The organism is Magnetospirillum sp. LM-5 (assembly GCF_902729445.1).
Classification (GTDB): Bacteria; Pseudomonadota; Alphaproteobacteria; order Rhodospirillales; family Magnetospirillaceae; genus Magnetospirillum.
In genome coordinates, this window is the sequence record NZ_CACVCE010000001.1 from 305,779 (window position 1) to 323,312 (window position 17,534).

18 protein-coding genes and 1 pseudogene are annotated in these 17,534 nt (G+C 66.5%); all 19 read left to right on the top strand.

Annotated elements, in window-relative coordinates:
* Positions 1–176: 176 nt before the first annotated feature.
* On the top strand, positions 177–422 hold the full coding sequence (locus MTBLM5_RS01490; RefSeq protein ID WP_245644132.1) for a septum formation initiator family protein: 246 nt from the start codon (positions 177–179) through the stop codon (positions 420–422).
* 85 nt (positions 423–507) lie between these two features.
* Positions 508–1,014, top strand: a complete 507-nt coding sequence (locus tag MTBLM5_RS01495; protein ID WP_173974024.1) for a DUF4405 domain-containing protein — start codon at positions 508–510, stop codon at positions 1,012–1,014.
* A 66-nt stretch (positions 1,015–1,080) separates the two neighbouring features.
* Entirely contained in the window at positions 1,081–3,072 is a 1,992-nt protein-coding gene (locus MTBLM5_RS01500; RefSeq protein ID WP_173974025.1) for an NADPH-dependent 2,4-dienoyl-CoA reductase, read from the top strand.
* Between the two features lie 64 nt (positions 3,073–3,136).
* A complete protein-coding gene (locus MTBLM5_RS01505; RefSeq protein ID WP_173974026.1) occupies positions 3,137–3,886 on the top strand; it encodes a YebC/PmpR family DNA-binding transcriptional regulator in 750 nt (249 codons plus the stop codon).
* 12 nt (positions 3,887–3,898) lie between these two features.
* Complete coding sequence (gene ruvC / locus MTBLM5_RS01510) at positions 3,899–4,387, top strand: crossover junction endodeoxyribonuclease RuvC (RefSeq protein ID WP_173974027.1); 489 nt, start codon at positions 3,899–3,901, stop codon at positions 4,385–4,387.
* 94 nt (positions 4,388–4,481) lie between these two features.
* Complete coding sequence (gene ruvA / locus MTBLM5_RS01515) at positions 4,482–5,111, top strand: Holliday junction branch migration protein RuvA (RefSeq protein ID WP_173974028.1); 630 nt, start codon at positions 4,482–4,484, stop codon at positions 5,109–5,111.
* Between the two features lie 10 nt (positions 5,112–5,121).
* Complete coding sequence (gene ruvB, locus MTBLM5_RS01520; protein ID WP_173974029.1) at positions 5,122–6,159, top strand: Holliday junction branch migration DNA helicase RuvB; 1,038 nt, start codon at positions 5,122–5,124, stop codon at positions 6,157–6,159.
* Positions 6,156–6,572 (top strand): YbgC/FadM family acyl-CoA thioesterase, encoded by a 417-nt coding sequence (locus MTBLM5_RS01525; protein WP_173974030.1) that lies wholly within the window; start codon positions 6,156–6,158, stop codon positions 6,570–6,572. Before ruvB ends, MTBLM5_RS01525 begins: the two co-directional genes overlap by 4 nt.
* Before the next feature lie 5 nt (positions 6,573–6,577).
* Positions 6,578–7,303: a protein TolQ gene (tolQ, locus tag MTBLM5_RS01530; protein ID WP_173974031.1), complete on the top strand. Its 726-nt coding sequence runs from the start codon at positions 6,578–6,580 to the stop codon at positions 7,301–7,303.
* Positions 7,303–7,764: a protein TolR gene (tolR, locus tag MTBLM5_RS01535; RefSeq protein WP_173974032.1), complete on the top strand. Its 462-nt coding sequence runs from the start codon at positions 7,303–7,305 to the stop codon at positions 7,762–7,764. Before tolQ ends, tolR begins: the two co-directional genes overlap by 1 nt.
* A gap of 3 nt (positions 7,765–7,767) precedes the next feature.
* A complete protein-coding gene (locus tag MTBLM5_RS01540) occupies positions 7,768–8,688 on the top strand; it encodes a TonB C-terminal domain-containing protein (protein ID WP_217424948.1) in 921 nt (306 codons plus the stop codon).
* Positions 8,688–9,188, top strand: coding sequence for a cell envelope integrity protein TolA (locus MTBLM5_RS01545; protein ID WP_173974033.1), 501 nt, complete (start codon positions 8,688–8,690; stop codon positions 9,186–9,188). Before MTBLM5_RS01540 ends, MTBLM5_RS01545 begins: the two co-directional genes overlap by 1 nt.
* A 313-nt stretch (positions 9,189–9,501) precedes the next feature.
* Positions 9,502–10,845, top strand: coding sequence for a Tol-Pal system beta propeller repeat protein TolB (gene tolB, locus MTBLM5_RS01550; protein WP_173974034.1), 1,344 nt, complete (start codon positions 9,502–9,504; stop codon positions 10,843–10,845).
* A gap of 174 nt (positions 10,846–11,019) precedes the next feature.
* Positions 11,020–11,508 carry a peptidoglycan-associated lipoprotein Pal gene (gene pal / locus MTBLM5_RS01555; protein ID WP_068496902.1) on the top strand — a complete coding sequence of 163 codons (489 nt, stop codon included), beginning with the start codon at positions 11,020–11,022 and terminating at the stop codon, positions 11,506–11,508.
* 137 nt (positions 11,509–11,645) lie between these two features.
* Positions 11,646–12,605 (top strand): tol-pal system protein YbgF, encoded by a 960-nt coding sequence (gene ybgF / locus MTBLM5_RS01560; protein ID WP_254430854.1) that lies wholly within the window; start codon positions 11,646–11,648, stop codon positions 12,603–12,605.
* Positions 12,596–13,891, top strand: coding sequence for a tRNA lysidine(34) synthetase TilS (gene tilS, locus MTBLM5_RS01565; protein WP_173974035.1), 1,296 nt, complete (start codon positions 12,596–12,598; stop codon positions 13,889–13,891). Before ybgF ends, tilS begins: the two co-directional genes overlap by 10 nt.
* A 48-nt stretch (positions 13,892–13,939) precedes the next feature.
* Positions 13,940–15,853, top strand: a complete 1,914-nt coding sequence (gene ftsH / locus MTBLM5_RS01570) for an ATP-dependent zinc metalloprotease FtsH (protein ID WP_173974036.1) — start codon at positions 13,940–13,942, stop codon at positions 15,851–15,853.
* A 2-nt stretch (positions 15,854–15,855) separates the two neighbouring features.
* Positions 15,856–16,983: a dihydropteroate synthase gene (gene folP / locus MTBLM5_RS01575; RefSeq protein ID WP_371813992.1), complete on the top strand. Its 1,128-nt coding sequence runs from the start codon at positions 15,856–15,858 to the stop codon at positions 16,981–16,983.
* A gap of 88 nt (positions 16,984–17,071) precedes the next feature.
* Positions 17,072–17,534: pseudogene (locus tag MTBLM5_RS01580) on the top strand (GGDEF domain-containing protein); the annotation flags it as partial.

Consider the following 17,534-nt stretch of genomic DNA (forward strand, 5'->3'; position numbering starts at 1 on the left):
AAGCCAGAAAACTGAGTCATTTCTGCAACAGCGACGACTTCTGCTCGGGAAAAATGAATCATCTCGTTCATGACTTGTTGACGTCATGAATCTTAGGTGATTCCATCCGCTTCATGCTTAAGGAACTGGCCCGTCGACTTCGTCCCGTCATCGGCCCCGTCATCGGGGCCTGTGCCGTGGCGTATTTCGCCTACCACACGGTGGAAGGCGATCGCGGCGTGCTGGCCTGGGTGCGGCTGAAGAACGAGATTCTGGACGCCGAGATGCAGTTGGCCAAGGTCACCACCGAGCGCCAGGTGCTGGAACATCGGGTGCTGCTGCTGCGCCCCGACCATCTGGACCCCGACATGCTGGAAGAACGCGCCCGCGCCATGTTGAACATGGGCCGCGAGGACGAGATGGTGGTGTTCGAGAAGCGCTGATTACACTGTGTTACCGGCCCGTCAAACGCCTGCAACATCGGCTTGCTAGCGTGCGCCCGTCTTTCCAAGCAAGCGGGCCTTCACCATGCGCAATTTCCTCAATCTCTATTCGACCCCCATGACAGCGGCCTTGTTCGCGGTGGCGGTGGTGACCGGGGTGCCGATCTTTTTTCATGTTGGCGACCGCTTCCTGAAGGGCGCCCATGAATGGCTGAGCCTGGCCTTCGTCGCCGCCGTGCTGCTGCATCTCGCCCGCCATTGGCGGGGCTTCGCCGTCCTGATCAAGCAGCGGCGCACCCATGTCTTGCTGGTGGCCGGCGGGCTGGCCCTGGCGGCCTTCGTCGCCCCTGCTGTGACAGGCAGCGGTCGGGGTGGCAATCCGATGATGGCCCTGGCCGGAAAGATGGTCGAGGCGCCGCTGGTGCAACTGGCTCCGGCTCTGGGGGTCGAGGCTTCGGCCCTGGTGCAGCGGCTGGAAGCCGGCGGGATCAAGCAGGCCGACCCGGCTTGGTCGCTGGTCGCCATCGCCGCCGCCAACGGCCGGCCGGTCCAGCATGTCGCCCAGCTGCTGCTGGCCGAATCCCGTCGGTGAAGCGCAAGCCCTGGCGATGGTTGGCGTATTATGGTATTCGACTACCGAATTAATCGGAGCCGGTCGATGACCCGTCTGCTAGCCACCCCCGTCCGTGTCGGTCATGTCGTGCTGCCCAACCGGATCATCATGGGTTCGATGCATCTGGGCTGCGAGACCGAGGCGGACGCCCCCCAGCGCCTGGCTCGTTTCTATGGCGAGCGGGCCAAGGGCGGCGTCGGGCTGATCGTCACCGGTGGCGTCGCCCCCAACCCGCGGGGGCGCTTCGGCGCCGACGGCACCGTGCTGGATCATCCGTCGCAATTGGATCACCACCTGCCGATCACCGATGCGGTGCACCAGGCCGGCGGGCGGATCATCCTGCAGATCCTGCATTGCGGCCGTTATGCCCGCCATGACGATCCGGTGGCGCCATCGGCGATCCGGGCGCCGATTTCGCGCGCCACGCCCCGCGAACTGACCGAGGCCGAGATCGAGGCGACCATCGCCGATTACGCCCGCACCGCTGCCTTGGCCATCCAGGCCGGCTATGACGGGATCGAGGTGATGGCCTCGGAAGGCTATCTGATTTCCGAATTCATGGCTCCGGCCACCAACCACCGCACCGACCAGTGGGGCGGGCCGCTGTCCAACCGCCTGCGCTTTCTGGATCGCGTGGTGCACGCGGTGCGGGGCGCCATCGGCGAGGGTTTGCTGTCGGTGCGCCTGTCGATGGTCGATCTGGTCGAGGGCGGCCTGTCGGGCGACGAGGTGGTCGCCGCCGCCCTGGTGGCCGAGCAAGCCGGCGCCGATCTGCTGAACAGCGGCATCGGCTGGCACGAATCAAGGGTTCCCACCATCGCCCATCCGGTGCCGGCGGGCGCCTGGGCCTGGGCCACCGCCCGGGTCAAGGCGGTTGTCTCGATTCCGGTCTCGGCCAGCAACCGCATCGACACGCCGGAACGGGCCGAGGCGATCCTGGCCTCGGGCGCCGCCGATCTGGTCTCGCTGGCCCGGCCGCTGCTGGCCGACCCGGCCTTCGCCGCCAAGGCCACCGGCGTCCAGGCGGGCGCCATCAACACCTGCATCGCCTGCAACCAGGGTTGCCTGGACGCGATGTTCGACGGCCGCCCGGCCAGCTGCCTGGTCAATCCGCGGGCCGGCCGGGAAGGCGAGTTCGTCGCCGCTCCTGTCGCTGTCCCGCTGAATCTGGCGGTGGTCGGCGCCGGCCCGGCCGGCATGGCCTGTGCCCTCGAGGCGGCGGCGCGCGGTCATCACGTTACCTTGCTCGAGGCGAGCCATCACCTGGGCGGCCAGTTCGCCCTGGCCGAACGCATTCCCGGCAAGGAAAGCTATGTGGCGACGCTGGATTGGTTCGCCGCCGAACTGGACCGCCTGGGTGTGACGGTCAAGCTGGGCCGTGCCGCCACCCACAAGGATCTGGTCGGGTTCGATCAGGTGGTCATCGCCACCGGGGTCCGGCCGCGCTGTCCCGACATCGCCGGTATCGACCATCCGATGGTGGCCCTTTACGACGATATCCTGTCCGGGCGGCGCGTCGCCGGCCAGCGGGTGGCCTTGATCGGCGCCGGGCCGATCGCCTTCGACGTCGCCCTTTACCTGCTGGGGCCGTCCGCCCCCTTCGATGCCGAATGGGGAATCGACCGCACCTTGTTGCAGCCGGGCGGCCTGGCGGTGGTCGAACCGGCCGAAGCGCCGGCCCGCGCCATCACCTTGATGCAAAGAAAGCCCGGCCGCCCAGGTGCCGATCTGGGCCGCACCACCGGCTGGATCGCCAAGGCCAAGCTGCAAAGGGCAGGGGTGGTCATGCTGGCGGGCGTGGCCTATCGCCATATCGACGATGCCGGCCTGCATATCCATGTCGATGGCGCCGACCGCCTGATCGAGGCCGACACCATCATCGTCTGTTCCGGCCAGGATTGTGACGACAGCCTGGCCCAGTATTTGGCCGCCGCCGGGCGGATCGTCCACAGGATCGGCGGCGCCCGTCAGGCGTCGGGGATCGACGCCCTTCGCGCCATCGAGGACGGCACGCGCCTGGGATTGCAGATCGGGTAGCCCTGGCTCACAAGATGTGGTATGTCGGCGCGTTCGTATCATCGCATCCAGGGCTCCTCCGAACATGGCTGGTCATTCCCAATTCAAGAACATCATGCACCGCAAGGGCGCGCAGGATGCCAAGCGCGCCAAGGTGTTCACCAAGCTGATCCGCGAACTGACCGTTTCGGCCAAGTCCGGCCAGCCCGACCCCGCCGCCAATCCGCGTCTGCGCGCCGCCATCCAGGCCGCGCGCGCCGCCAACATGCCCAAGGACACCGTGGATCGCGCCATCAAGCGCGGCGCCGGCGGCGATGACGGCGCCAATTACGACGAAGTGCGCTATGAAGGCTATGGCCCCGGCTCGGTGGCGATTATCGTCGAGGCGCTGACCGACAACCGCAACCGCACCGCCTCGGAAGTGCGGACCGCCTTCAACAAGAATGGCGGCGCCCTGGGCGAAAGCAATTCGGTGTCGTTCATGTTCGACCGTATCGGCTCGATCCGCTATCCGGCCTCGGCCGCCGGGGCCGACGCCATGTTCGAGGCGGCGCTGGAAGCCGGCGCCGACAACGTGGACTCCGACGAGGACGGCCACGAGATCACCTGTACCCCCGACGATCTGGCCGCCGTGCGCGATGCCCTGGAAGCCGTCTTCGGCACGCCCGAGCATGCCCGCCTGGACTGGCGCCCGCAGACCAGCGTGCCGGTCGCCGACGAGGACACCGCCAAGACCCTGATGAAGTTGCTGGACGCCCTGGACGACAATGACGACGTCCAGCGTGTGTCGGCCAATTTCGACATTCCCGACGACATCATGGCCAAGCTGGGCTGACGGGGGATCATCATGCGCGTTCTCGGTCTCGATCCCGGCCTGCGCGTGACCGGCTGGGGGGTGATCGAGATGGTCGGCCATCATCTGCGCTATGTCGCCGACGGCACGGTGCGCTCGACCGACAAATTGTCGCTGCCCGAGCGGCTGGCCCAGTTGCACCAGGGCGTCGCCGCCCTGATCGACCAATGGAAGCCGGATGAGGCGGCGGTGGAACAGACCTTCGTCAACGTCAACCCGGAAAGCACCCTGAAGCTGGGCCAGGCCCGCGGCGTGGTGCTGCTGGCTCCGGCCTTGGCCGGTCTGTTCGTCGGCGAATATACCCCGGCCGCGGTCAAGCAGGCGGTGGTCGGCACCGGCCGGGCCGCCAAGGATCAGGTGGCGATGATGGTGCGCGCCTTGTTGCCGGGCTGCCTGACCACCCAGTCCGATGCCGCCGACGCGTTGGGGGTGGCGATCTGTCATGCCCACCACCGCGCCACCCTCCGGAAGGTCATGCGATGACGGAGCGTAGCGACTGGGCCGTTGAGGCCCCGCGAGCCAATGCGAGCGTAAGCCAAGCCGCCGGAGGCGGCGCCCGGCGCCTGAGGGGCACATCATGATCGCCAAGCTTAAAGGGCTGATCGATGCGGTCGGCGACGATTTCGCCATCGTTGACGTGGGCGGCGTCGGCTATCTGGTGTTCTGTTCCGCCAAGACGCTGTCCAGGCTGGCGGTGGGCCAGGCGGCGGCCTTGCAGATCGAGACCCATGTCCGCGAGGACCATATCCACCTCTACGGCTTTTCCGACGTGGGCGAGAAGGATTGGTTCAACCTGCTGATCACCGTCCAAGGGGTGGGCGCCAAGGTGGCGCTGGCGATCTTGTCGGTGGCAGGCCCGGAACAATTGCTGCAGACCATCGCCGCGCAGGACAAGACCAGCCTGACCCGGGCGTCGGGCGTCGGGCCGAAGCTGGCGGTGCGCATCCTGACCGAGTTGAAGGACAAGGCCGGCAAGATGGCCATGGGCACCTTCGTCCCGGCGGCGGTCGCCGGCGCCGCGCCGATGCCGGCGGATGGCGGCGGGGTGATGGAGGATGTCATCTCCGCCCTGGTCAATCTGGGCTATCGCCGCCTGGAAGCCTTCGAGGCGGTCGGGCAGACCATGCGCGAGCAGGGCGAGGGGGCTGATGCCGGCACGCTGATCCGGCTGTCCCTGAAGCGCCTGGCCAAGGACCTGACCCGATGAGCCGCCCCCGATGAGCCGCGAAGTCTCGCCCGAAAGCCGGCCCGGCGATATCGAGACCCATCTGCGCCCGCAGGTGCTGGACGATTTCATCGGCCAGAAGCAGGTGCGCGAGAATCTGAAGATCTTCATCGAGGCGGCGCGGGCGCGCGGCGAGGCGCTGGACCACACCTTGTTCTACGGCCCGCCCGGCCTGGGCAAGACCACCCTGGCGCAGATCGTCTCGCGCGAGCTGGGGGTGGGCTTTCGCGCCACCTCGGGGCCGGTGATCCAGCGGGCCGGCGACCTGGCGGCGCTGTTGACCAATCTGGAACCCCGCGACGTTCTGTTCATCGACGAAATCCATCGCCTTAATCCTGCCATAGAGGAAGTGCTCTATCCGGCCATGGAGGATTTTCAGCTCGACCTGATCATCGGCGAGGGACCCGCCGCCCGTTCGGTCCGCATCGACCTCGCGCCCTTCACCCTGGTCGGCGCGACCACGCGCTCGGGTCTGTTGACCACGCCCTTGCGCGAACGCTTCGGCATTCCCTGCCGGATGAATTTCTACACCCCCGAGGAGCTGGAGCTGATCGTGGCGCGCGGCGCCCGCGTGCTGGGCTTCGACCTGACCGCCGATGGGGCGGGCGAGGTGGCCAGGCGCTCGCGCGGCACGCCCCGCGTCGCCGGCCGGCTGCTGCGCCGGGTACGCGATTTCGCCGCCGTCGCCGGCAAGTCGCCGGTGGACGCTGCCATCGCCGACGCCGCCCTGACCCGGCTGGAAGTGGATCGCATCGGCCTGGATTCCATGGACCGGCGCTATCTCGCCTGCATCGCCGAGCATTATGGCGGCGGGCCGGTCGGCGTCGACACCTTGGCCGCCGCCCTGTCGGAAAGCCGCGACACCCTGGAAGAGGTGGTCGAGCCCTATCTGCTGCAGCAAGGCCTGATCCAGCGCACCCCCCGGGGCCGCATGCTGTCGGCCTCGGGCTTCAAGCATATCGGCCTCAACCCGCCGAAAGAGGTCTTGGTGCAGTTGGACCTTTTGGCCCGGATGGAGGACGAGGAATGATCTTCCGCCATCCGCTGAAAGTCTATTGGGAGGATACCGATGCCGGCGGCATCGTCTATCATTCCAACTATCTGAACTTCGCCGAGCGGGCGCGGACCGAGATGGTCGAAGCCTTGGGCATCGACCAGCGCGCCCTGGCCGACAATGGCAAGGGCTTTGCCTTCGCGGTGCGCCGGGCCGAGATGGACTTCCTGAAACCGGCCAAACTGATGGACCGATTGGAAGTGGAATCGAAGGTCATCCTGGCCGGCGGCGCCTCGCTTTCGATGGTCCAGACCATCAGACGACTTGACGACGGCGCCGATTTGGTGCGTCTGCACATCCAACTGGCCTTCATCAGCCTGGACGGGCGCGCGGCGCGCATTCCGGCGGACATGCGGGCCACCCTGCGGGCTTTGGTAAGCGAAAGGTAATCATTATGGATCCTGTTCAGTCGGTGCAGCTGGCGGGCTCGATCGCAGAGCATGATCTCTCGATGTGGGCGCTGTTTCTGCGGGCGGATTTCATCGTCAAGACGGTGATGGTGGCGTTGCTGATCGCCTCGTTCTGGTGCTGGGCGATCATCTTCGACAAGCTGATGCGCCTGCGTTCGCTGTGGCAGCGCGCCGAGCAGTTCGAGGAAAGCTTCTGGTCGGGCGGCTCGCTGGAAGAGCTTTACGACCGCATCGGCTCGCGCCCGGTCGATCCGATGAGCGCCATCTTCGTCTCGGCCATGCGCGAATGGCGCCGTTCGGCGGCCAAGGGCCTGGCCGACCGCGAATCCAGCCGCGTCAGCCTGCCGCAGCGCATCGACCGGGTGATGCATGTCACCCTGGGCCGCGAGATGGATACCCTGGAGCGGAATCTGGGCGTGCTGGCCTCGGTCGGCTCGACGGCGCCGTTCATCGGTCTGTTCGGCACGGTGTGGGGCATCATGAACTCGTTCCAGTCCATCGCCGCGACCAAGAACACCAGCCTGGCGGTGGTGGCCCCGGGCATCGCCGAGGCGCTGTTCGCCACCGCACTGGGCCTGGTCGCGGCCATTCCGGCGGTGATCGCCTACAACAAGATCTCGAACGACCTCGACCGCTATTCCAAGCGGCTCGAGAATTTCTCGGGTGAATTCGGCGCCATCCTCTCGCGTCAGCTCGAGGAGAAGGCCTGATGGGCGCCGCCATCGGAGGCAGGAAGGGCGGACGCCAGCGCCATCGCCCGATGGCCGACATCAACGTCACCCCGATGGTCGACGTGATGCTGGTGCTGCTGGTCATCTTCATGGTGACCGCGCCGCTTCTGACCGCCGGCGTCCAGGTCGACCTGCCGAAATCCGAGGCCGCCCCCATCAAGGGCGACGACCAGCCGCTTTCGGTGACCGTCGATGCCAATGGCGACGTGTGGATCCAGGAGACCAAGGTGACCATGGAGGAACTGGTGCCGAAGCTGCAGGCGATCACCGCCCAAAAGCCCGACACCCGCATCTTCATCCGGGGCGACAAGGGCATCCAGTACGGTCGGGTCATGGAAGTGATGGGCACCCTGGGTGGCGCCGGCTTTACCAAGGTGGCCCTGGTCACCGAGATGAAGCAGGCCGAGCCGGCCAAGGCCGGCAAGAAGGGAGGCAAGTAGACCTTGTCGGCAGTCCTGCGTCGCGACAGCCTGATCTATTCCGGCGTGCTGCATGTCACGGTGGCGCTGCTGGCCGTGTTCGGCCTGCCGCATTTCTTCCGCGAGCCGCCGCCGCAGGAAACCCCGATGGTCGTCGATCTGGTGCCGATCGGCCTGAAGACCAATCCGCCGCCCAAGCAGGCCGAGGAGCCGCAGCCCGAACCGGCCAAGCCCGAGCCGCCCAAGGAACAGCCCAAGCCCGAACCGCCCAAGCCCGAGCCGACGCCTGCGCCGGCCCCGCCGCCGCCGCCCAAGCCGGAACCCAAGCCCGAACCGGCGCCGCTGCCCAAGCCCGAGCCGAAGCCGGAACCCAAGCCGGAACCCAAGCCCGAGCCCAAGCCGCCGGAACAGAAGCTGTCCGAGATCAAGCCGCCGCCCAAGCCGCAGCCGCAAACCGATGTGGATTCGCTGCTGAAGACCCTGGACAAGCCCAAGCCCAAGGTCGATCCCTTGGACGAGCTGATGAAGTCCACCAAGAACGCCAAGCCCACGCCCAAGACCCAGGAAACCGGCAATCAGCCCAAGCCCCAGGGCGTCAAGGGCTCGGACCAGCATAACCCGCTGGAGCCGGTGTCGATGACCGAGATGGACCGTATCCGCGCCCATGTCGAGAAGTGCTGGGTGCCGCCGGCCGGAGCCAAGGAGGCCGACAAGCTGGTGGTGGCGATCCGGGTGTTCATCCAGCCGGACGGCTCGGTCACCGATGCCCAGATCGTCGATAAGCCGATCTTCGCCGACGGCTTCTGGCAGGCCGCCGCCGACAGCGCCCGGCGCGCCGTGCGCACCTGCAGCCCGCTGCCGATCCCCAGGGACAAGTACGACACCTTGAAGAACGGTGACCTTGTTCTGACCTTCGACGTCGCCAAGGCGATGGGGAGGCGGTGATGGGAACTCTGCGCGATTTCTTCCGTCATCGACCAGACGGGACGGGGCTTGCCTTGTTCCAAATTTCTTTGGCCGTTGCGGTGGCTGCAGGGGGCGTTTTCGGAACGATGTCATCAACCTTTGCTGGAGACGGCATCGATAATTTGCTGAAGCCGATGCGGAGTTCCCCGAACGGGATCGACCCGCAGAAGCAGGCATCGTTGCCGTTAGTGGACCGCATCCACGCTCATGTAGCCCGATGTTGGGTGCCGCCGACCGGGGACGGCGCACAGGCTGTTCGGCTCCGTGTGTATCTGAAGCCCGACGGCTCGGTCGTCGAGGCCAAGGATATGGACCCGGTGGTGCCATCCAACCCAGGCCGTCAGGCTGCGGTCGATAGCGCCCGGCGCGCCGTTCGCCTGTGCAGCCCGCTGCCGATCCGACCCGACGAATACCATTCATTGACGAATGGAAACCTGATCCTGGCCTTCGACGTCGCCAAGGCGATGGGGAGGCGGTGATGCGCGGCACAGCCTTTCCGAACTCCGTCAAGCCCTCTGCTGTCCGGTTTAAATTTTGGCGTCCCGCCGCAAACGCTTGTGGCGCGAGCCTTTCAGAGCCTCGAGCCCGGAATGGACGCGAGTCGTCGCCCCACACTCCGTCATGCCCGTGCTTGACACGGGCATCCATGTGGCGCCGCGCAAAAATCGAATGGAAACAGCGCGTTATGCGGATGCGCGTGGATGGCCGGGTCAAGCCCGGCCATGACGGCGATTTTGATGGTGCCCGAAGCGGGCTCCACGACTTTCTCGCTCCCTGCAACGATATGGGAACATGACCATGCTGAGCCGACTTCGCCCTGCCGCCCTGCTGGCGGCCTTCGCCTTCCTGGCCCTGGTGGCCATCCAGCCCGCCGCCGCGGAAGTGCGCATCGACATCACCCGCGGCCATATGCGGCCGCTGCCGATCGCCATTCCCGACATGTTCGGCGGTCAGCCGCAGGAAAGCCAACTGGGCAAGGACATCGCCCGGGTGGTGGCCGCCGACCTGGAGCGCTCGGGCCTGTTCAAGCCCATCGACCAACGCGCCTTCATCCAGAATGTGGCGTCGCTGCAGGCCGGTCCGCGCTTTGCCGATTGGAAGCAGATCAACGCCGAAGCCCTGGTGAGCGGCAAGGTCGAGATCGGCTCCGACGGCCGCATGCGGGTCGAGTTCCGCCTGTGGGACGTGTTCTCGGAAGGCCAGATGGCCGGCCAGGCCTATACCGCCTCGCCGTCCGGTTGGCGCCGCATCGCCCATCTGGTCGCCGATTCCATCTACAAGCGGATCACCGGCGAGGACGGCTATTTCGATACCCAGATCGTCTATATCTCGGAATCGGGGCCGAAGACCGACCGCAAGAAGCGTCTGGCCATCATGGACCAGGACGGCGAGAACCATCGCTACCTGACCGCCGGCGAGGATCTGGTGCTGACGCCTCGCTTCTCGCCGACCGCGCGCGAGATCACCTACATGTCCTATTTCAAGGGCATTCCGCGCGTCTATGTGCTGCAGATCGATACCGGCCGGCGCGAGCTGTTGGGCGATTTTCCCGGCATGACCTTCGCGCCGCGCTTCTCGCCCGACGGCAACAAGGTGATCCTGAGCCTGGCCCAGGACGGCAATACCGAACTCTATGAAATGAACCTGATGACCCGCCAGAAGCGGCGGCTGACCAATCATCCGGCCATCGACACCTCGCCCAGCTTCTCGCCAGACGGCACGCGCATCGTGTTCAATTCCGACCGCGGCGGCGCCCAGCAGATCTACACCATGGATGCCGACGGCGGAAACGTGCAGCGCATCAGCTTCGGCGACGGCCGCTATGCAACCCCGGTATGGTCCCCGCGCGGAGACCTCATAGCCTTCACCAAGATGAAGGGCGGCGAGTTCTTCATCGGCGTCATGCATCCCGACGGCTCGGGCGAGCGCCTGCTGGCCCAGGGATTCCTGGTGGAAGGCCCGACCTGGGCCCCCAACGGCCGCGTGCTGGCCTTCTGGAAGGAAGGCCCCAGCGACGAGCGCGGACGCGGAATTTCGTCCCGTCTCTACACCATTGACCTGACCGGATTCAACGAAAGGCAGGTTTTGACGCCACAAGATGGTTCGGATCCTGCTTGGTCCCCCTTGATTCCCTAGGTGAAGACCAGTATAGTCCGCGGCGATTAGGATTTGTTCCGAAGGTATCGGGTCCTGTTTCGATGCCTAAGGAAGGCTGTGTCGGCCCTTGAAAGGGTTGCTGCGGCGTCTCTAAGATAGGTCCAAATTGCCTTTCCCTTTTCTTCCAGCGTTCCATTGAGGGGGTCCTCAAATATGAAACTGCGTTTTATGAGCATCTTCGCCGCCGCCGCCATGCTGGCCGCTTGCGAATCGGCCCCTGAGTCGGGCGCCACCCAGGCCAGCACCGCTTCGGCTCCGGCCGCCGCCAAGCCCAGCATCGTTCCGGGCTCGGAGCAGGACTTCATCGCCAATGTCGGCGATCGCGTCTTCTTCGACTACGACAAGTTCGCTCTGCGCGCCGACGCCAAGGCCGGTCTGGACAAGCAGGTCGCTTGGCTGAAGAAGTACCCGACCTACAAGATGACCATCGAAGGTCATGCCGACGAGCGCGGCACCCGTGAGTACAACCTCGCCCTGGGCGAGCGTCGCGCCAACGCGGTGAAGGACTACATGGTCGGTGCCGGCATCGCCAAGGACCGCGTCAAGACCATTTCGTACGGCAAGGAGCGCCCGGTCGCTCTGGGTTCGAACGAAGCGGCCTGGTCGCAGAACCGTCGTGGCGTGACCGTCCTGGGCAAGTAAGCCCAAGACAATCACGATCGTGATGCGGGCGCCCGCCCTTCCGTCGACCCCAGGGTCGGCGGAAGTGGCGGGCGCCTTGTTTTTGCCGTGATCTCGGTCTAAACCGTTTCTGGTTCATTTCGTTTCGAGGTTCGCCCGTGCGCCGTTTGCTGATCGTTCCCGCCATCGCCGTCCTGCTGGCCGGTTTGGCCGCTCCCGCCCAGGCCCAATTCGAAAACCGCGCTTTGTACGACCGCATCGAGCGGCTCGAGCGCGACTTGCAGATGATGCAGGGCCAGATGGCCCGCAGCGGTGGCTCGACGGTGATCACCTCGCCGGCCTTGGGCGGCGGCCAGACGGTGGTCCGTTCGCCCGACGCGGCGCCGATGCCGGCCGGCCTGGCGGTGCGCCTGGACGAACGGGTCGATGAACTGGAAAACATGGTCCGCCAATTGACCGGCAAGATCGAGGAAGCCACCTTCAAGGCCCAGCAGGCCAACAAGGCGTTGGAACGGCTTCAGGCCGACATCGACGCTCGCTTCCGCGATTTGCAGGGTGCCCAGCAGCCGGCTGCCGGCGGCGGGTCCAACCAACTGTCGATGCCGGCGGCCGGTGGGGCGTCGCGCGGTGCCGAAACCCCCGGCGGCGCCCCCGGCCCGCAGGTGCTGGGCACCATGTCCGACAAGGACATGAAGAAGCTGACCCCGCCCCAGGCGGCCAATGCCGCCCCCAAGGACGCCCAGGGTCAGTATGACGATGCCTATGCTGCCGCCCAACGCGGCGATTTCGCCGTCGCCGAGAAGGGGTTCCAGGACTTCCTGTCCAAGAATCCCAACCACCAACTGGCCGGCAATGCCAGCTATTGGCTGGGCGACATCGCTTTCTCGCGCAAGGATTTCGACACCGCCGCGCGCACCTTCCTGGAAGCCTACAAGACCTATCCCAAGCATGCCAAGGCGCCGGACATGATCTACAAGGCCGGTTCGGCTTTCGGTCAGCAGGGCAAGAAGAAGGAAGCCTGCGTCGCCTTCTCGATCCTGTTCAAGGATCATCCCGGCATGGCCGACCGCGTCAAGCGCGCGGCCCAGGCCGAGAAGCAGAAATACGAGTGCAAGTAGACCCGGCGGCGGCGCTGGCCGCCGTTCTGGACCGCCTGGGGCCGGGACTACCGCCCCATCTGGCGGTGGCTGTATCGGGCGGCGCCGACAGTATGGCGCTGGCCCTGCTGACCGCCGAGTGGGCCGCCGCCCGGGGCGGGCGGGTTACCGCCTTGACCGTCGATCACGCCCTTCGTCCGGAATCGGGCGCCGAGGCCGCCCAGGTCGGGCGGTGGTTGGCGGCGCGAAACATTCCCCATGTCACGTTGGTCCGCGCAGGCGCGCGCCCCCCCGCCGATTTGCAGGCGATGGCGCGTTCGGCCCGCTATGGCTTGCTGACCGAGTGGTGCCGCGCCCAGGGCGTGAGCCATCTGCTGCTGGCCCACCACCAGGCCGACCAAGCCGAGACCTTGTTGCTGCGCCTGGGGCGCGGTTCGGGGGTCGATGGGTTGGCGGCGATGGGGCCGATGACCTCGCGGGACGGTGTGGTCCTGCTGCGGCCGCTGCTGGATGTGCCGGCCGAGCGTTTGCGCGAATTCCTGAAAAGCCGGGGCCAGGACTGGATCGAGGATCCCTCCAACGCCGATCCGGCCTTCGCCCGGGTCAGGATGCGCCGCCTGCTGCCGGTGCTGGCCGGCGAGGGGCTGACCGTTTCCCGCCTGGCCGAGACCGCCACCCGGATGCGCCGGGCCCGTGACGCTTTGGACTGGATGGTGGCCCAGCGTGCCGGCCGCTCTGTGCGCCTGCATCCGGCCGGCTTTGCCACGGTGGACCTGGCCGCCTTCGTCGAGCCCCCCGAGGAAATCGGCCTGCGTCTGTTGGTTCGCCTGCTGCAGGCGGCAGGCGGCGGCGATTATCCGCCGCGCGCCGAGCGCACCGAGGGATTGTTCCGCCGCCTGGCCCAGGGCCATGCCGGAAAGGCGACCCTGGCCGGCTGCACCTTGGCCATCGGCGCGGATTCGGTGGTATTCGCCCGCGAGGCGGCGCGCCAGGCCCCGCCGGTGACCTTGGTGCCGGGCGAGCGCCTGCTGTGGGACGGCCGCCTGCGGGTCGAGGTGCCGCACGATCTGCCCGCCGGGCTGCGTCTGGCCGGGCTGGGGGCATCGGGCTGGCGCCCATTGGGCAAGGTGGCGCCGGTTCCTGCGTCGGCACGGGCCAGCCTGCCGGCCCTGATCGACCGAGATGGTGTTTTCGCCGTGCCCCACCTGGGCTATAAACGGGGCGGAGGCGTCATTTCCGCCGAATGGATCGTGTGGGAAGGGCCGATGCGCCATTGCCTTGTTCCGGCCGGGGGCGGCATTATCTAATACGTGCCCGCAAAAATCGGCGGGGTTGGACACAGGAAGGACCGAGCCTTGAATTTCAGCAAGAATCTGGCGCTTTGGATCGTCATCGCCTTGTTGTTGGTGATGCTGTTCAACCTGTTCCAGACCTCCAGCCCGCAGCGTGGACTGGGCCAGATCGCCTTTTCGGAATTCATGGCCGAGGTCGATCGCGGTCAGGTGGCCGACGTCACCATCCAGGGCTACCACGTCACCGGCCACTACACCGACAACCGCTCGTTCGCCACCTATCTGCCGCCGGAAGCCAACATCGTGCCGCGCCTGCGCGAATCGGGCATCCGCATCTCGGCCCAGCCGCCGGCCGAGGATCAGCCGACCTTGTGGAGCATCCTGGTCTCGTGGTTCCCCATGCTGCTGCTGATCGGCGTGTGGGTCTTCTTCATGCGCCAGATGCAGGGCGGCGGCGGCAAGGCTATGGGCTTCGGCAAGAGCCGAGCCAGGTTGCTGACCGAGAAGACCGGCCGCGTCACCTTCGAGGATGTCGCCGGCATCGATGAAGCCAAGGTCGAACTGGAAGAGATCGTCGAATTCCTGAAGGACCCGCAGAAGTTCCAGCGCCTGGGCGGCAAGATTCCCAAGGGCTGCCTGCTGGTCGGCCCGCCCGGCACCGGCAAGACCTTGCTGGCGCGCGCCATCGCCGGCGAGGCCAACGTGCCGTTCTTCACCATTTCCGGCTCGGACTTCGTCGAGATGTTCGTGGGCGTCGGCGCAAGCCGCGTGCGCGACATGTTCGAACAAGGCAAGAAGAATGCTCCGTGCATCATCTTCATCGACGAGATCGACGCCGTCGGCCGCCATCGTGGCGCCGGTCTGGGCGGCGGCAATGACGAACGCGAGCAGACCCTGAACCAGCTGCTGGTCGAGATGGACGGCTTCGAATCCAACGAAGGCGTCATCTTGATCGCGGCGACCAACCGCCCCGACGTGCTGGACCCGGCGCTGCTGCGTCCCGGCCGCTTCGACCGCCAGGTGGTGGTGCCCAATCCCGACATCGCCGGGCGCGAGAAGATCGTCAAGGTCCATATGCGCAAGGTGCCGCTGGGTCCCGACGTCGATGCCCGCATCATCGCGCGCGGCACGCCCGGCTTCTCGGGCGCCGACCTGGCCAATCTGGTCAACGAGGCGGCGCTGCTGGCGGCCCGCATCGGCAAGCGCGTCGTCACCATGGCCGAGTTCGAGTCGGCCAAGGACAAGGTGATGATGGGGGCCGAGCGTCGCTCGATGGTGATGACCGAAGCCGAGAAGGAGGCCACCGCCTATCACGAGGCCGGCCACGCCGTCGTCAACCTGCACATGCCCCACTCGGATCCGCTGCACAAGGTCACGATCATCCCGCGTGGTCGCGCCCTGGGCGTGACCATGTCGCTGCCGGAGCGCGACCGGCTGTCGGTGTCGAAGAAGTTCCTGGAAGCCCGCATGGCGGTGTGCTTCGGCGGCCGCGTCGCCGAGCAGCTGATCTATGGCGAGGACCACCTGAATTCGGGGGCCTCGAACGACATCATGCAGGCCACCAACATGGCCAAGAAGATGGTCACCGAGTTCGGCTTCTCGGATCTGCTGGGGCCGCTGCGCTATAACGATAACCAGGAAGAGGTCTTCCTGGGCCATTCGGTGACCCAGCACAAGACCATGTCCGACGCCACCGCTTCGGCCATCGACGCCGAGGTCCGCCGCTTCGTCGAGGCGGGCGAGAAGAAGGCCCGCGAGATCCTGACCAGCAATCGCGACGCCCTGGAAGCGGTGGCGCGCGGCCTGTTGGAATACGAGACCCTGAACAAGGACGAGGTCGAAGCCCTGATCCGCGGCGAGTCCATCACCCGCGACGGTTCCGAGAAGCCCAAGGAAAGCGGCCGGCGTTCGTCGGTGCCCAGCACCGGCATCCCGACCACCGGCGGCTTCGATCCCGAGCCGCAACCCGGCCCGTGACCGTGATCCGTTCCGCTTGGCGTCGAAGCCCCGCTCTCCCGCGGGGCTTCGCGTTTTCGCCCGCCGACCTGTACCTGCTGCCGGCCGGTCTGGTGTGGGGCGAGCAGGCCGCTGCGGCGGTGGTTTCGGGCAATGGCTGGCCGATCGGCGATACCGCGCTGGCCTTCACCGCCGCCACCATCATCTGGCGCGAGGGTGGCCAGGTGTGGGCGGCCCTGGCCCCATTCGCCGACATCCTGGCTTGGTCGGAAGCCGAAAGTGAAGATGTCGCCCGCCATGTCGGCCGGTTGATCCATCGGGTCGGCGCCAAGCGCCCGTCCTGGGGTACGGTTGCGATGGATGCTCCGGCGATCATGGGCATCGTCAACACGACGCCGGACAGCTTTTCCGACGGCGGCGACCGGCTGGAAGCCAAGGTGGCCATCGACAGCGGGTTGGCGATGGTCGAGGCCGGCGCCGCCATCATCGATGTTGGCGGCGAATCAACACGGCCCGGTGCCCAGCCGGTATCGAACCAGCAGGAAATCGACCGGGTTGTCCCGGTGGTCGAGGCCCTGGCCGCCCAAGGGGTGGTGGTGTCGATCGATACTCGCCACGCCGCGGTGATGAAGGTCGCCACCCAGGCGGGTGCGCGCATCATCAACGACGTCACCGCCCTGGCGGGCGAGGGCGCCCTGGCGGTCGCCGCCGCTTCCGGCGCGTCTGTCTGCCTGATGCACATGCAGGGCCAGCCCCAGACCATGCAGGCCGAGCCGGTCTATGATTGCGCGCCCCTGGATGTCTATGACTATCTGGCCGGCCGCGTGGCGGCGTGCGAGGCGGCCGGCATCGGCCGCGACCGCATCTCGATCGATCCCGGCATCGGTTTCGGCAAGAACGACGATCACAACGCTCAACTTCTGGGCTCGCTCGCCTTGCTGCATGGCCTGGCTTGTCCGGTATTGCTGGGGGCGTCGCGCAAAAGCTTCATCGGCCGCTTAAGCCGGGGCGAGCCGCCCAAGCAGCGCCTGGCCGGCTCGCTGGCGGCGCATCTGGCCGGGCTGGATGCCGGCGTCCAGATCATCCGCGTTCACGATGTCGCCGAGACCGCCCAGGCCATGGCCGTATGGCGGGCGGTAAGGTACGCCTAGTTGCGGGGGACTGGGCGCCGTTGCGCCTTCATTTCGGCTCTGGACACCGCTAAAGTCACGAGTCGCCTAAGGTTGAGAAGGGGGGGGCATGCAGCCGGGGTGGGGGGGAAAGAGTTCGTCGCCGGTCGTCTATGTGCTGATGTTTGCCTTGCTCGGTTGTGCCGGCCTGTGGCTGGGACTCGACCTGGCCGAAGGGCGCAATCGCATCCTCGTCGAACGCCAGGCTTTGGCCGTCCAGAAAAGCCAATTCATGAGCCAGTGGTTCGGCACCACCATCGTCTCCGCCGATTACGTCCTGCGCGAGGTCATCGGGCGGGTATCGGCGGAGGAGCTCGGCCGGCTGGCCTCGGCCCCCGAGCAGGTCGTCCGGATGGACCGCTGGTTGGCGGAGAAAGTGGCGACCCTTCCCGGCGTGATCGGACTGACCGTCTACGATCGCGATTGCCGTTTCGTTGCCACCGCCGATCCCAGACTGCGGGGCTTTCGCAGCAATCAGAAATCCTGCGTCGATCCGGACCCAAAACTCGAGGATCGCACCTATATCCAGGGCA